Source organism: Lysinibacillus sp. G01H, assembly GCF_028872195.1.
GTDB classification, from domain to species: domain Bacteria; phylum Bacillota; class Bacilli; order Bacillales_A; family Planococcaceae; genus Lysinibacillus; species Lysinibacillus capsici.
In genome coordinates this window covers 3,584,119-3,597,977 of record NZ_CP118397.1, presented here as the reverse complement: position 1 = coordinate 3,597,977, position 13,859 = coordinate 3,584,119, and the positions used below count along the sequence as shown (strand labels likewise).

Below are 13,859 nucleotides of genomic sequence, written 5' to 3'. Positions count from 1 at the left end.
CCTTCGCAAATAATTGCTTTTATTATAACATTCATTATTTTCTAAAAGAAGATATAGGCAAATATTACGCGCTTTTCAGAAACTTCGTTATAATAGTATATGGAATGGAGGAATTTACATGCATATTGTAAAAGAAGCAAAAACATTTGAAACGATTTCTACAGAACTATTAGTGGTAGGAGTCACAAAACATCGTGAACAAATGCAGGACTGGGCAAGCTTTTCATCTTTTTACGGTGAAACCCTTGATACATGGATTAGTGCAGGAGACGTCTCAACTGAATTAAAGAAACTAACGAAATTACCATTTGTGAAAAACCATAACAACCTGAAACGTATTGTATTTGTAGGTTTAGATGAGCGTAAAAACCTAACAGAAGGTGATATTCGCGCAGCATTTGGTTTAGTAGGAAAAGAATTAAGAGCTTTAAAAGTAAAAGAGTATTCCATCTGGCTTGAATCATTTACAACAGAGTCAATTTCAACAGCAGATGTAGCATTTTTAGCGGGTGAAGGAATTGGCCTTGGCTATTATGCTGTTCCACATTATAAAACAACTTCAAACGAAGTAGATAAACGTATTGATGCTGTTCACCTTGTGACTACAGCAGAGGATTTAGATGAAGTGGTGGCAAGCTTTGAGGTAGGTGTGATTTATGCAGATGCTGTCAATGAAGCTCGTAGCTTAATTAATTTACCTCCAAATCTACTTACAGCTACGGATTTAGCTAACTATGCACAATCTCTAGCTGTGGAATACGATTTTGAAGTAGAGATATTAGATAAAGCACAATTAGAGGAATTAGGTATGGGTGGTATATTATGTGTTAACCAAGGCTCTTATGAAGAACCACGATTAATTACCTTAAAATATAAAGCGACTGAAGATTTTGAAGATCCGATTGGTCTTGTTGGTAAGGGTGTAACGTATGATACAGGCGGCTATTCTTTAAAACCAAAGGATTCTATGGTTGGTATGAAAGGTGATATGGGCGGTGCTGCTGCTGTACTTGGTGCGATGAAAATTATCGGTGAATTACGTCCAAATAAAAATGTTGTAGCCGTTATCGGTTCTACAGATAATATGGTGTCTGATACAGCGTTTAAACCAGATGATGTGATTACGACGTACAGTGGAAAAACGGTAGAAGTATTAAATACGGATGCAGAAGGGCGTTTAGTTCTGGCAGATGCAACTACATATGCTAAACAGCAAGGGGCTACATCACTGATCGATGTTGCTACTTTAACTGGAGGCGTTATTACTGCACTAGGTATGGATAAAACAGGTGCTCTTGCAAATGATGATGCATTTTTTGAAGCATTTATGGAAGCTGCAAATGAGACAGATGAATTTGTTTGGCGCATGCCATTAACAGAGAATGATAAAAAACGAATTCGAAAGTCAGATGTAGCTGATTTAAATAACTCACCTGGTCGTGATGGTCATATGATTTTCGGCGGCGGTTTTGTGGGTGAATTTGTTGGTGATACACCATGGATTCACCTGGATATAGCAGGCACATCTGATGCCGTAGCTGTACATGATTTAGGACCTAAGGGTGGTACTGGTGTTATGGTTCGTACACTCGCGAATTTTGTCCAACGTTTAGGGGAAGAAAAATAATAAAGCGTGTCAATCAGCGGGAGTTTATTCTCGCTGATTTTTTGTAATTTATGCACTAATCCCGATAGAATAGGCATTCTACATATGATAGAGGTATCTTCCTTCATACGATAGAGTAAAAAGGGGAGGTAGCATATGCGCAATTTCGGAGGTTATCCAGGCGGAGGATTTGGAGGCTTTATTTGGCCATTTGGCGCACCGTTTTTTGGTGGTTTTTTAGGCAGTTTCCTTGGCTCTCAATTTAATCAATATCCTTACAATCCATATTATCCAAACTATCGACCATATCCACCAGGTCCATATTTTCGACCAGGTCCGCGATATCGTAGACCATGGTAAGCACATAATTAGATCAGCCAGTTGTCGATCTTGATATCGACAACTGGTTTTTATTGTGCCTAACGAAGTATCAAATTTAGTGTTGACAGAATATACTAAATTATTTATTATTCTTATTATATTACTAAGAATTAAATATGTGGCTGACTAGCAAACTAGAGGCTTTTATTATTCATAGGCATTTTTGTGCCTAAGGGTAATATTAGCCTTTTTTCTTTATCTTAATTTAGTAAAGGTTTTTGTACTGAAAGCAAAGTGTCAGGTTTAGAAAATCGAGGACCATTATTAGTAAGTTTAATCAATCTGAAATGCCATGACAACAAGGCTAATTAACAGAAGGAGTGAGATGAAATGGGGAAAGTGTATATTGTCGGTGCAGGTCCTGGAGATGTTGACCTCCTTACGATTAAAGGATTACGTTGCATTGAATGTGCAGATGTCATTTTATATGACAGACTCATTAATAAAGAGCTATTAGCCTATGCCAAGAAAGACGCTAAATTAATCTTTTGCGGGAAGTTGCCTCAGCAACATGCCATGATTCAGGAGCAAATCAACCAAACGCTTGTTGATTATGCCCAACAAGGATATGTTGTCACAAGATTAAAAGGAGGAGACCCATTTGTTTTTGGTAGAGGGGCAGAGGAGGCAGGTGTGCTAGCGAAGCATCAAATTCCCTTTGAAATTGTGCCTGGTATTACGTCAGGTATAGCAGCTCCAGCATATGCAGGTATTCCTGTCACACATCGTGATTTAGGCTCAAGCTTTGCTATGGTTACTGGGCATATGCAGGATGGAAAAGAAGATGCTATCCGTTGGGAAAGTCTTGCAAAAGGGATTGATACGATTGCCATTTATATGGGTGTTGGTAATCTGCCGTATATCCGTCAACAATTACTCAAATATGGCCGTGATGAAAAAACGCCTGTGGCTGTTATTCACTGGGGAACAGTTTCTACTAAGCAAAGAACTGTTACGGGTACTTTAGCTACAATTGAGGAAATCGTGTGTGTGGAAAAGATTCAAAACCCTAGCATCATATTAGTAGGGAAGGTTGTGACCTTAAGAGAAACCATTCATTGGTTTGAGCAAAACCCAGCACAGCCAATCCAAATAACGGGATAAGGTTGTGGGATTATGCAGGCTATTTTATATATTGCACATGGCAGTCGTGTAAAGGAGGGTGTAGAGCAGGCCGTAAACTTTCTTCAAGGCGTTCAACAAGAAGTGACAGTACCTATTCAGGAAATATGCTTTTTAGAGCTGGCAACACCAACCATTGCAGAAGGCATTGCTAGCTGTATTCGTAAAGGAGCAACAGCGATTGCCGTAATGCCTATTCTCCTACTAGCTGCTCAACACGCAAAGCATGATATTCCGAAAGAAATGGCAAAAGCTCAAAAACTATATCCATATGTAAAGTTTACATATGGTGAGCCTCTTGGCATTCATGAACGATTAATTGACACGTTACAGGCTAGGATAATAGAAAAACTGAAACCTAACAGCAATGCGAGTGTTTTACTCATAGGACGCGGGAGTAGTGATCCAGCCGTCAAGAGGGATTTAGCCAAAATTGCCAAAAGGCTACGTACTAAATATCACTATAAAGCCGTTGATACATGCTTCTTATACGGAATGGGACCAACCTTTGAAGACTGGTTACTGCAAGTTAAAGGGAAGCAACAGCAAATTTTTATTGTCCCTTATTTATTATTTACAGGCATTTTAAGACAAAGTATTGCCAAGCGATTAAAAGGCTTTGACAGCCAAAACATTTTGTTATGTGAAAGCTTAGGCTATGACGACAATGTGAAAAGAGTATTAGTGGAACGTATTGATGAATTACTACATTTTAAAGAGGAAGGTGTTTCGTAATGGTAGATAAAAGAACTGAAAATGTAAATCTAGCATTAGATAATGTCCGCCAAATGTTAAATACTGTGAACCACGGATCCATTACATTGATTGTTCAAAATTCCTATGTGGTTCAGATTGAGAAAAAGGAAAAAATAAGGCTTCGATAAATTTAAAAATATGAAATGATGATGATTCGTGAGGTGGCAAAGATTGAAATTACAAGTAATAAACAGTCCATTTAATGAAGAGCAGGTGAAGTTATTAAACGAGCTTCTCCCTAAATTAACAATTGAACAAAAATTTTGGCTAAACGGTTACTTAAGTGCTCCCCAAGCAACTCTTGATGCAATTGCTGAACAGGCACCACCAGCAGCCCAACCGATTACAAAAACAATAGCAATTTTATATGGTTCCCAAACAGGCAATAGTCAAGGATTAGCTGAGAAGTATGCAGCAGCTTTAAAAGAACAGCAGGTAGATGTAACTGTCTCATCATTAGGGAAATTTAAAGCTAGTAATTTAAAAAAGATCACCAATCTATTACTTATTGTGAGTACACATGGAGAGGGAGATCCCCCAGATCAAGCAATACAATTCTATGAATTTTTGCATAGCAAACGGGCGCCTAAACTAGAACACCTACAGTATTCGGTCCTTGCTTTAGGGGATAGCTCCTATGAATTTTTCTGTAAGACAGGTAAGGACTTCGATGAGCGATTTGCGCAATTAGGTGCAACAAGAATTGTTCCTCGTATAGATTGCGATGTAGATTATGATGACGCAGCTGCACAGTGGTTCTCTGCGGTTCAACAGGAATTTCTTCAGCACACAACTTCAGCAGCGTCTACTTCAGCACACAACGAAGGGGCGCAAGTACTTGAAGAATCTACATATTCAAGAAAAAATCCATTTTACGCTGAAGTACTTGAAAATATAAATTTAAATGGTCGTGGCTCCAATAAAGAGACACGTCATCTTGAATTATCGATTGAGGGAGCTAATTTTCATTTTGAACCTGGCGATAGCATTGGCATTCTGCCAGAGAACGATGAACAATTAGTCAATGCATTGCTGACAGCACTTCAATTTGATTCGGAGACAGAAGTGACTGTTTTTGATGAAACAATAACAATAAAAGATGCACTACAGAAAAAATTAGAAATTACGGTGTTATCTAAGCCGTTACTCGAAAAAATTGCTGCTCATACAGAGCATAAAGAATTTTCTAAGCTATTTGAAGAACCAAAAGCATGGAAAGACTATGCAAAAGGAAGAGACTTGCTCGACCTAGTAGAGGAATTTACACCATTTACTTGGAATGCACAGCAGTTTGTAGAGTTACTGCGTAAAATTCCAGCTCGACTTTATTCTATTGCTAGTAGCCAAAAGGCCAATAGCGAAGAGGTTCATTTAACGATTGGCAAGGTAAGCTATGAAACAGCAGGTAGACAACGCCTTGGTGTTTGCTCTGGAAGTGTGGCAGAACGAATACAAATAGGTGATACATTACCAATCTATGTTCATAAAAATCCGAATTTCAGATTGCCAGAGAATAATGAAACGCCAATTATTATGATTGGTGCAGGCACAGGTGTTGCACCATATCGAGCTTTTCTAGAGGAGCGAGAAGAGTTAGGGATTGAGGGGAAAGCTTGGCTCATCTTTGGTGATCAGCATTTTGTTACGGATTTCCTCTATCAAACGGATTGGCAACGTTGGCTAGCTACTGGCACATTAAGTCACATGCATGTAGCCTTTTCACGTGATACAGACAAAAAAATCTATGTTCAACATAAATTGCAAGAAAATGCCGCAAGTTTTTATGAGTGGCTGGAGCAGGGGGCTGTCATTTATGTATGTGGTGACGAAAAATCAATGGCATCTGATGTGGATGCAACCATTCATCAAATCATTGAGCAGCAAGGACAGAAAACACCAGAGGAAGCAAAAGCCTATGTGAATGAATTAAAACAGCAAAAACGCTACCAACGTGACGTTTATTAATGCAGTTCAACACAAATTTCTAAAAATCCTTCCCTTATTAATGAGTTGATCTCTTTGTTAGCAAGTAAACCCTCAGGTATGCCCAATACGCTGAGGTGTAATGGATTAAAGGAGCGATAAAGAATGACTGAAAAAATAGTGTTACCTCCACAGCCTGGGAAACCAAGCGATGTAGAGCGTATTAAAACCGAAAGTAATTACCTACGTGGAACACTGGAACGTACCATGAACAATCCATTAAGCTCTGGTATTCCAGAGGACGATAATCGCCTTATGAAATTTCATGGCAGTTACTTACAGGATGATCGAGATCTTCGGAATGAACGTCAGAAACAAAAGCTGGAACCTGCCTATCAATTTATGGTACGTGTACGAACACCGGGTGGAGCAGCCACCCCAGCACAATGGCTTGTGATGGATGAAATGGCTAGAAAGTATGGCAATGGCTCTTTAAAATTAACAACACGTCAAGCATTTCAAGTACATGGCATTTTAAAATGGAATGTTAAAAAATATATGAAGGAAATCAATGAGGTGTTATTGGATTCTCTTGCGGCTTGTGGAGATGTGAACCGTAATGTGATGTGTAATGTCAATCCAAACCAATCTGCATTACATGAAGAGGTCTATAATTGGTCTGCGAAACTAAGTGAGCATTTACTGCCGCGAACACGCGCTTATCATGAATTATGGTTAGATGGAGAAAAGGTAGTAGATAGTCAGGATGTAGAAATTGAACCGATTTACGGAGCTCAATATTTGCCCCGTAAATTTAAAATTGGTATTGCAATTCCACCAAGTAATGATGTAGATGTTTTTTCACAAGATATCGGACTGATTGCCATCGTTGAAGACAATCAGCTTGTTGGTTTTAACGTAGCGGTCGGTGGAGGCATGGGCATGACACATGGTGATCATGAAACCTATCCACAGCTTGCTCGTGAAATTGGCTTTATAACGCCAGATAAATTACTAGAAACAGCAGAAAAAATAATCACGATACAGCGTGATTATGGGAATCGCTCTGTCCGTAAAAATGCACGATTTAAATACACAATTGATGCGAGAGGACTTGAATGGTTCCAAGAAGAATTAACGCGTCGTCTAGGCTGGGAAATTCGGCAGGCTCGTCCTTATACATTTGAGCGTACAGGTGATGAATTTGGCTGGATTAAAGGGGCAGATGGTCATTGGCATTATACGTTATTTATTCAAAATGGCCGTATAAAAGACTTTGAGGATTATCAGTTGTTAACTGGCTTACGTGAAATAGCTAAGGTGCACACGGGTGATTTTCGTTTAACACCGAACCAAAACTTAATGATTAGCAATGTAACCCCCCAGAAAAAGAAACAAATAAATATCCTTATTGAACAATACAAGCTAACAGATGGTGCGCATTATTCTGCCTTACGCCGCAATTCTATTGCCTGTGTCTCGTTACCGACATGTGGCTTAGCCATGGCAGAAGCAGAACGCTATTTACCTTCTCTTATAACAAAAATTGATGCCATTATTGATGAGGCTGGCTTAAATGAAACAGAAATTGTTATTCGCATGTCTGGTTGTCCAAATGGCTGTTCACGTGCAGCAATGGGTGAAATCGGCTTTATTGGCAAAGGGCCAGGTAAATACAATATGTACCTTGGTGCAAGTTTTACAGGCAACCGCTTAAATAAAATCTATCGTGAAAATATTGGTGAAGAGGAAATTTTAGCAGAGCTACGCCCAATTCTTCTGCATTTTTCAAAGGAACGTTTAGAGGGCGAGCATTTTGGAGACTTTGTCATTCGTGCAGGGTATGTCACAGCTGTTTATGATGGAAGAGAATTTCATTAAAAATTAAAACCATGTAGCAAATTTTTCTTTGCTACATGGTTTTTTTATATAGAATAATCTTCAGGAATAAACACCTTTAATTGTTTCGGCTTTACAAATACCTGATCGCCCACCTTCAGTTGAAGAAGATGAAATTGTTCTTTTGATAACTCCGCTTCTAAAAATTCATCAAGATCCTCACGACGTAGCTCAATTTGGACAATAGGGCCTAGTAAATGAATATGGCTGATTTTAACAGGAACTGTACCTGGAATACTTGTTTTCTCAATCTGAATATCATGTGGATGTACATAGCCTATCGCATTGTCCTCTGAATGTGTTAGGGCATCAGGTACATCAAGTACAACTTCGCCCTGCATGAGCTTACCATTATGTAAGCGACCTTTAAATAAATTGACATTGCCCAAGAAGTCATAGACAAATGGACTTTTGGGATTTGTATAGACCTCGTCTGGACTACCAATTTGCTCGATTTTGCCATTGTTCATGACCACAATGCGATCTGCAACATCGAGAGCTTCCTCCTGGTCATGTGTCACAAAAATACTTGTAATATGAAATTCATCATGTAACTTTCGAAGCCAACGACGTAACTCCTTGCGTACTTTTGCATCGAGAGCTCCAAATGGTTCATCTAGTAACAGTACCTTTGGCTCTACGGCAAGCGCTCTTGCCAGTGCGACACGTTGTCGTTGCCCACCCGAAAGCTGTGTTGGAAACCGATCTGAGAAATTTTCAAGCTTCACAAGTTGCAATAATTCCATCACTTTATCTTTGATTTGTTGTTTTGAAGGTCTGCTTTTTCGAGGACGTACCTTCAAGCCATAAGCTACATTGTCAAAGACCGTCATGTGGCGAAAAAGCGCATAATGTTGAAAGACAAAGCCCACATTACGTTCCTTTGGATGGCGATCTGTGATGGATTGACCATCAAATAAAATGTTGCCAACATCCGTTGTTTCAAGCCCAGCAATCACACGTAATAACGAGGTTTTTCCTGATCCAGAAGGGCCGAGCAGTGCTACTAGTTCCCCAGACTGAATATGTACGGATATATCCTCTAGTGCCTGAAAGGACCCATATTTTTTGGATACGTTTTGAATTTGTATACTCATTGAGACCATCTCCTTTTAACTAGATCTTGATTTCCAAGCAATAATGTCTTTCACAATTAATGTAAAGATGGCCATTACGCTCATTAAGGAAGCAACTGCAAAGGCTGCTGCAAATTGATATTCATTATAGAGAATTTCAATATGAAGTGGCATCGTATTTGTCATGCCACGAATATGACCAGATACAACAGACACAGCCCCGAATTCTCCGATGGCTCGTGCATTACATAAAATCAAACCATAGAATAGTCCCCATTTAATATTGGGTAATGTGACATACCAAAAGGTTTTAAAGCCACTTGCCCCCAATGAAATGGACGCTTCTTCCTCAGATGTACCTTGGGTTTGCATCAGCGGTATTAATTCACGTGCAACAAAGGGCAATGTGACGAAAATTGTGGCAAGGACAATGCCTGGTAGTGCAAACACAATTTTAATATCATGTGCAAACAACCAATCACCAAATAGTCCCTGTGAGCCAAACAATAAAATAAACACTAAACCTGCGATAACAGGTGAAACTGCAAAAGGTAAATCTACCATAGTAAGTAATAGATTTTTCCCCTTAAAATTAAACTTTGTGAGTGCCCAGGCAGCCATTACGCCAAAGATTGCATTGAGGGGTACAGTAATGGCTACGACGATTAAAGTAAGCTTAATAGCAGCTAATGCATCTGGATGTGTAATCGCAGCAAAGTAAACGTCGGCTCCTTTTTGAAAGGCTGTAATAAAAATAGATACTAAAGGTAGTATGATAAAGAAAGCTAAAAAAGCTAAGGCAATAAATATTAACGTATAGCGAATAATACGAGGTTCCTGTAAGGCAGCAGACTGAGTAGCTGCTTTACTTTTTTCTGTACTAGCCTGCTGAATAAAAGTTGATTGTTCCATATAGTACCTCCTAATGTACAAACCGACGATTGGCTAGCCATTGTATCAAGTTAATGGTGAACAACAAAATAAAGGATGTCACAAGCATGACAACAGCTATGGCAGTTGCCCCTGCATAATCATATTGCTCAAGCTTTGTCATAATAATTAACGGCGTAATTTCCGTTTTCATCGGCATATTTCCTGCAATAAAAACAACCGAGCCATATTCACCTAAAGCGCGCGCAAAGGCCAAGGAAAAGCCAGTTAAAATAGCTGGTACTAGCTCTGGTAAGATGACTTTACGGAAGGTTTGTAAACGATTGGCTCCAAGGCTTGCCGAAGCTTCCTCAACCTCAGCACTGATATTTTGTAAGACGGGCTGGACCGTTCGTACAACAAAGGGTAGCCCGATAAAGGTTAAAGCAATAATGATGCCAAGAGGTGTAAAAGCAATTTTAAAATCAAAAAATTGACCAATCCAACCATTTGGCGCATAAAGAGATGTTAAAGCAATTCCAGCAACAGCAGTAGGTAATGCAAAAGGTAAGTCTACAAGCCCATCAATGATTCGTTTAAAGGGGAATTGATAGCGAACGAGAACCCATGCTATAGTCGTACCGAAAAAAACATTTAGTAAGCCTGCAATCAGTGCAGTGCTAAAGCTTACTTTGTAGGAAGCAACAGCACGGGGATCTGTAATGATATCGATAAACGCTGACCAGCTTAAGGACATGGTATGAATGAAAATCATTGAAAGTGGTAGTAACACTAGTAAACTTACGTAAAGCATTGTATAACCAAGAGATAAATGAAAGCCTGGAATAATTCGACGCGATTTTTTAGGAATGATTAAACTGCTCATCAAAACGCTCCTTATTGTGGTACGTATATTTCATCAAAGGTACCACCGTCTTTAAAATGGTTTGCTTGTGCTTGTGACCAACCACCAAAATCATCAATGGAAACAAGTTCAAGCTGAGGGAATTGATCTTTATATTTTGCTAGAATCGTTTCACTACGTGGGCGATAATAATTTTTCGCCGCAATTTCTTGCCCTGTATCACTATATAAATGCTGTAAGTAAGCTTCAGCGACTTCACGTGTCCCTTTTTTATCTACGATTTTGTCTACAACTGCAACTGGTGGCTCTGCTAAAATACTTAATGAAGGCGTGATGATTTCAAATTCATCCTTACCTAATTCATTGAGAGAGAGATATGCTTCATTTTCCCACGCAATTAAGACATCTCCAATTTTACGTTCTACGAATGTTGTTGTAGCTCCACGAGCGCCAGAATCAAGTACTTCTACATTGCTGTAAAGTGATGTCATAAATTCTTTTATTTTTGTCTCATCATTGTTATATAACTTTCCGGCATAAGCCCAAGCAGCTAAGTAGTTCCAACGTGCACCTCCAGATGTTTTGGGATTAGGTGTAATGACAGATACATCATCTTGAATCAAATCATCCCAATCTTGTATGTTTTTTGGATTGCCCTGGCGAACTAAAAAAACAATTGTAGATGTATAGGGCGTCGAATTATGATCAAATTCGGTTTGCCAATCTTTATTCAGTAGCTCACGTGTTTGAGCAATTTCATCAATATCGTAAGCCAGTGCGAGTGTCACAACGTCGGCTTCAAGACCATCTATAACTGCACGTCCCTGTTTGCCAGATCCACCATGTGATTGATTGATTGTGACGTCTTGGCCAGTATCATCCTTCCATTTTTTTATAAAATCTTTGTTGAACTCATCGTAAAGCTCCCGTGTTGGATCATAGGATACATTTAGTAGCTCTACAGACTTCTTGTCTTCCTGGCCGCTTGCTTTTTCATCTGAGTTAGCACTTCCACAGCCAGTTAAACTAAGTGTTAGAATAGTTAAAAATGCTAATGATTGGAGAACATAGCTCTTTTTTCTCATAGTTAATCCGCCCCTTTTCTGTCTTAAGAATGCAAAAAGCCATCACCCACAATGACATGACAACATTGGGTAGATGGCCTTCAGATCCTCTGATCAGCGTTTTTTTATTTAGGTCAAAGCTTTAGTAATACATTAAACATATATTTCCTATTAGTCAACAAGGAATTATAAAAAAGATTATTTATTTTGAAAATTAATGGAAGTGTCCCTAGAACCATTCATCATATGCGGCAAGGAACAAAAAAAATGGGTGTAAGGAAAAGATATTAAAAAAACCTAGTTGACTGCTTGGTGTACTTTAGTATATATTTGGTAATAAGTAGAATGATTGTGATACGAGGTAGCAACTACTAGTGAACAATCATTAAATATAGAGCTGGCTAGTCAAACTAGAGGCGTTTTAACAAAGACCTGTTTTTTCCTATGTCTTTTGTTAGAACGCCTTTTTTGCTATGAGGGGGATTCGATGTTAACTTACGAAAATTGGCAAGAACCGATCATTGATTTTCAGGTTGATGATTTGTATAAGGCTGCACTAGAGGTTTTACAGTGGAGCTATCAAGAATATGGAGATGAAATCGTCTATGCATGTAGCTTTGGTATTGAGGGCATTGTCTTAATTGATCTCATTTCAAAGGTAAAGCCTAACGCTACGATTGTTTTTTTGGATACAGATGTACACTTTAAAGAAACATATGAAACCATTCATAAAGTCAAAGAAAAATATCCACAACTCAACATTGTCATGAAAAAGCCAGCCCTTACACTAGAGCAACAAGCTACACAACATGGTGACGAGCTATGGAAGTCCAACCCAAATAAGTGCTGTGATATTCGTAAGATAAAACCTTTACACGAAGCCTTATCAGGTAAAAAGGCTTGGATATCAGGCTTACGTCGTGAGCAATCACCAACACGTCAACAAACAAACTTTCTAAATCGTGACGATAAATTTAAATCGATTAAAGTTTGTCCATTGATTCATTGGACTTGGAAGGATGTCTGGCGCTATGTTTCAAAGCACAGTTTGCCATATAATCCGTTACACGATCAAGGCTATCCAAGCATCGGCTGCGAGCATTGTACGAAACCAGCATTTACAATGGAGGATTTACGTTCAGGTAGATGGCAAGGTTCTGGTAAAACCGAGTGCGGGTTACATGAATAAAGGAGTTCTGCCATGCTTGAATATTTTGCAATAGCTATTAGCTTATTTTTTGCGATGAACATAGGGGCAAGCGGAGCAGCAGCCTCAATGGGTGTTGCTTATGGGGCAGGTGCCATCAAAAAAGCGTGGCAAGCATTGCTTTTATGCGCGATAGGCGTATACAGTGGAGCTGTATTAGGCGGAGGAGAGGTAGTCAAAACGATAAGCTCAGGCATTATGCCCCAGGAATATATTACGGTAAAGGTTGTCATCATTATCTTGATTTCTGCGACAAGCTCGTTATTTTTCGCCAATCTTTTAGGCATTCCCTTATCAACGAGTGAAGTAACAGTGGGTGCTGTCGTGGGTGTAGGAATTGCCTATAAAGTTTTATTCGTCAATTCGCTGCTTGTCATTATATCATTTTGGGTTATTGTACCGCTTGTTGCCTTTGTCATTGCTCTTGTATGTGGAAAGTTATTATATAAGTTACAAAACAGAGGGCTGCTGAAAGATCGGCCAATTTTAACTGTTCTTCTCATATTAGCAGGATTTTTTGAAGCATTTTCAGCGGGTATGAATAATGTTGCCAATGCAGTTGGACCGTTGGTGGGAGCAGGAATGATGGATGTGACAACAGGCATTGTGCTTGGCGGTGCATTTGTCGCAATAGGTGCTATGCTACTTGGTAAACGAGTGCTTGAAACAAACGGTAAAAAAATAGTGCGCTTTCAAAAGGTTGAGGGCATTCTCATTTCAAGTACAGGTGCATTGCTTGTTGGCGTAAGCTCAATTTTTGGGCTTCCAGTACCCTTAACACAAGTCACTTCTTCATCCATCATTGGGATGGGGATGGCGAAAAACGGAAAGCAAATCTTCCATAAGCATATTGTGAAAAAAATTATACGTATTTGGGTTGTATCACCCATCTTTTCATTAGTCATTTCTTATTTTTTAGTGCAGTTATTTTTAGAAAAAGACCTTTATGCCATTATTTTAAATGGCAGCATTATTGTTGGGACGCTAGGGGTTATTAGTCTGATGCGTACGATGCGTGAAGAAGAGCAGTCTATCTATGATGCAGGGGAAGGCATTTAAATTGAATCATGCCATCACTAGCTCTTGACTA

At 39.1% G+C, this 13,859-nt stretch carries 13 protein-coding genes; 9 read left to right on the top strand and 4 right to left on the bottom strand.

From position 1 onward, the window contains the following. The first annotated feature begins 118 nt into the window (after positions 1-118). The 7 genes from PSR12_RS18335 (at position 119) to cysI (ending at position 7,669) form a co-directional block, all read left to right on the top strand. Positions 119-1,627: a leucyl aminopeptidase gene (locus tag PSR12_RS18335; RefSeq protein ID WP_274770047.1), complete on the top strand. Its 1,509-nt coding sequence runs from the start codon at positions 119-121 to the stop codon at positions 1,625-1,627. 135 nt (positions 1,628-1,762) lie between these two features. Beyond that, entirely contained in the window at positions 1,763-1,966 is a 204-nt protein-coding gene (locus PSR12_RS18330) for a hypothetical protein (RefSeq protein WP_016991509.1), read from the top strand. Between the two features lie 351 nt (positions 1,967-2,317). After that, a complete protein-coding gene (cobA, locus tag PSR12_RS18325) occupies positions 2,318-3,091 on the top strand; it encodes a uroporphyrinogen-III C-methyltransferase (RefSeq protein WP_257520417.1) in 774 nt (257 codons plus the stop codon). A 12-nt stretch (positions 3,092-3,103) separates the two neighbouring features. Beyond that, positions 3,104-3,844, top strand: a complete 741-nt coding sequence (locus PSR12_RS18320; protein WP_274770045.1) for a sirohydrochlorin chelatase — start codon at positions 3,104-3,106, stop codon at positions 3,842-3,844. Beyond that, positions 3,844-3,993, top strand: a complete 150-nt coding sequence (locus tag PSR12_RS18315; protein ID WP_004228347.1) for a YezD family protein — start codon at positions 3,844-3,846, stop codon at positions 3,991-3,993. Before PSR12_RS18320 ends, PSR12_RS18315 begins: the two co-directional genes overlap by 1 nt. 43 nt (positions 3,994-4,036) lie before the next feature. After that, entirely contained in the window at positions 4,037-5,830 is a 1,794-nt protein-coding gene (locus tag PSR12_RS18310; RefSeq protein ID WP_257520416.1) for an assimilatory sulfite reductase (NADPH) flavoprotein subunit, read from the top strand. A gap of 123 nt (positions 5,831-5,953) precedes the next feature. Then, positions 5,954-7,669, top strand: coding sequence for an assimilatory sulfite reductase (NADPH) hemoprotein subunit (gene cysI, locus PSR12_RS18305; RefSeq protein WP_274770044.1), 1,716 nt, complete (start codon positions 5,954-5,956; stop codon positions 7,667-7,669). Positions 7,670-7,713: 44 nt separating this feature from the next. On the opposite strand, the gene PSR12_RS18300 is transcribed toward cysI, so the two are convergent. Genes PSR12_RS18300 through PSR12_RS18285 form a run of 4 tightly spaced genes read right to left on the bottom strand, consistent with a single transcriptional unit; the run spans position 7,714 to position 11,583 of the window. After that, positions 7,714-8,784, bottom strand: a complete 1,071-nt coding sequence (locus tag PSR12_RS18300) for a sulfate/molybdate ABC transporter ATP-binding protein (protein ID WP_274770043.1) — start codon at positions 8,782-8,784, stop codon at positions 7,714-7,716. A gap of 15 nt (positions 8,785-8,799) precedes the next feature. Continuing rightward, on the bottom strand, positions 8,800-9,675 hold the full coding sequence (gene cysW, locus PSR12_RS18295) for a sulfate ABC transporter permease subunit CysW (RefSeq protein WP_274770042.1): 876 nt from the start codon (positions 9,673-9,675) through the stop codon (positions 8,800-8,802). A 10-nt stretch (positions 9,676-9,685) separates the two neighbouring features. After that, on the bottom strand, positions 9,686-10,519 hold the full coding sequence (cysT, locus tag PSR12_RS18290; RefSeq protein WP_048394444.1) for a sulfate ABC transporter permease subunit CysT: 834 nt from the start codon (positions 10,517-10,519) through the stop codon (positions 9,686-9,688). An 11-nt stretch (positions 10,520-10,530) separates the two neighbouring features. After that, complete coding sequence (locus tag PSR12_RS18285; RefSeq protein WP_274770039.1) at positions 10,531-11,583, bottom strand: sulfate ABC transporter substrate-binding protein; 1,053 nt, start codon at positions 11,581-11,583, stop codon at positions 10,531-10,533. Between the two features lie 466 nt (positions 11,584-12,049). Here PSR12_RS18285 and PSR12_RS18280 point away from each other — a divergent pair, with 466 nt between their 5' ends. Then, positions 12,050-12,751: a phosphoadenylyl-sulfate reductase gene (locus tag PSR12_RS18280; RefSeq protein ID WP_274770037.1), complete on the top strand. Its 702-nt coding sequence runs from the start codon at positions 12,050-12,052 to the stop codon at positions 12,749-12,751. A gap of 12 nt (positions 12,752-12,763) precedes the next feature. Then, on the top strand, positions 12,764-13,828 hold the full coding sequence (locus PSR12_RS18275; RefSeq protein WP_274770035.1) for a sulfate permease: 1,065 nt from the start codon (positions 12,764-12,766) through the stop codon (positions 13,826-13,828). Positions 13,829-13,859: the final 31 nt, after the last annotated feature.

Bases quoted from the DNA above. Each gene is read 5' to 3' on its own strand.
- PSR12_RS18315 (WP_004228347.1), top strand. From the start codon at position 3,844: ATGGTAGATAAAAGAACTGAAAATGTAAATCTAGCATTAGATAATGTC.
- PSR12_RS18320 (WP_274770045.1), top strand. From the start codon at position 3,104: ATGCAGGCTATTTTATATATTGCACATGGCAGTCGTGTAAAGGAGGGT.
- PSR12_RS18300 (WP_274770043.1), bottom strand. From the start codon at position 8,784: ATGAGTATACAAATTCAAAACGTATCCAAAAAATATGGGTCCTTTCAG.
- PSR12_RS18285 (WP_274770039.1), bottom strand. From the start codon at position 11,583: ATGAGAAAAAAGAGCTATGTTCTCCAATCATTAGCATTTTTAACTATT.
- PSR12_RS18330 (WP_016991509.1), top strand. From the start codon at position 1,763: ATGCGCAATTTCGGAGGTTATCCAGGCGGAGGATTTGGAGGCTTTATT.
- PSR12_RS18280 (WP_274770037.1), top strand. From the start codon at position 12,050: ATGTTAACTTACGAAAATTGGCAAGAACCGATCATTGATTTTCAGGTT.
- PSR12_RS18275 (WP_274770035.1), top strand. From the start codon at position 12,764: ATGCTTGAATATTTTGCAATAGCTATTAGCTTATTTTTTGCGATGAAC.
- cysI (WP_274770044.1), top strand. From the start codon at position 5,954: ATGACTGAAAAAATAGTGTTACCTCCACAGCCTGGGAAACCAAGCGAT.
- PSR12_RS18335 (WP_274770047.1), top strand. From the start codon at position 119: ATGCATATTGTAAAAGAAGCAAAAACATTTGAAACGATTTCTACAGAA.
- cobA (WP_257520417.1), top strand. From the start codon at position 2,318: ATGGGGAAAGTGTATATTGTCGGTGCAGGTCCTGGAGATGTTGACCTC.
- cysW (WP_274770042.1), bottom strand. From the start codon at position 9,675: ATGGAACAATCAACTTTTATTCAGCAGGCTAGTACAGAAAAAAGTAAA.
- cysT (WP_048394444.1), bottom strand. From the start codon at position 10,519: ATGAGCAGTTTAATCATTCCTAAAAAATCGCGTCGAATTATTCCAGGC.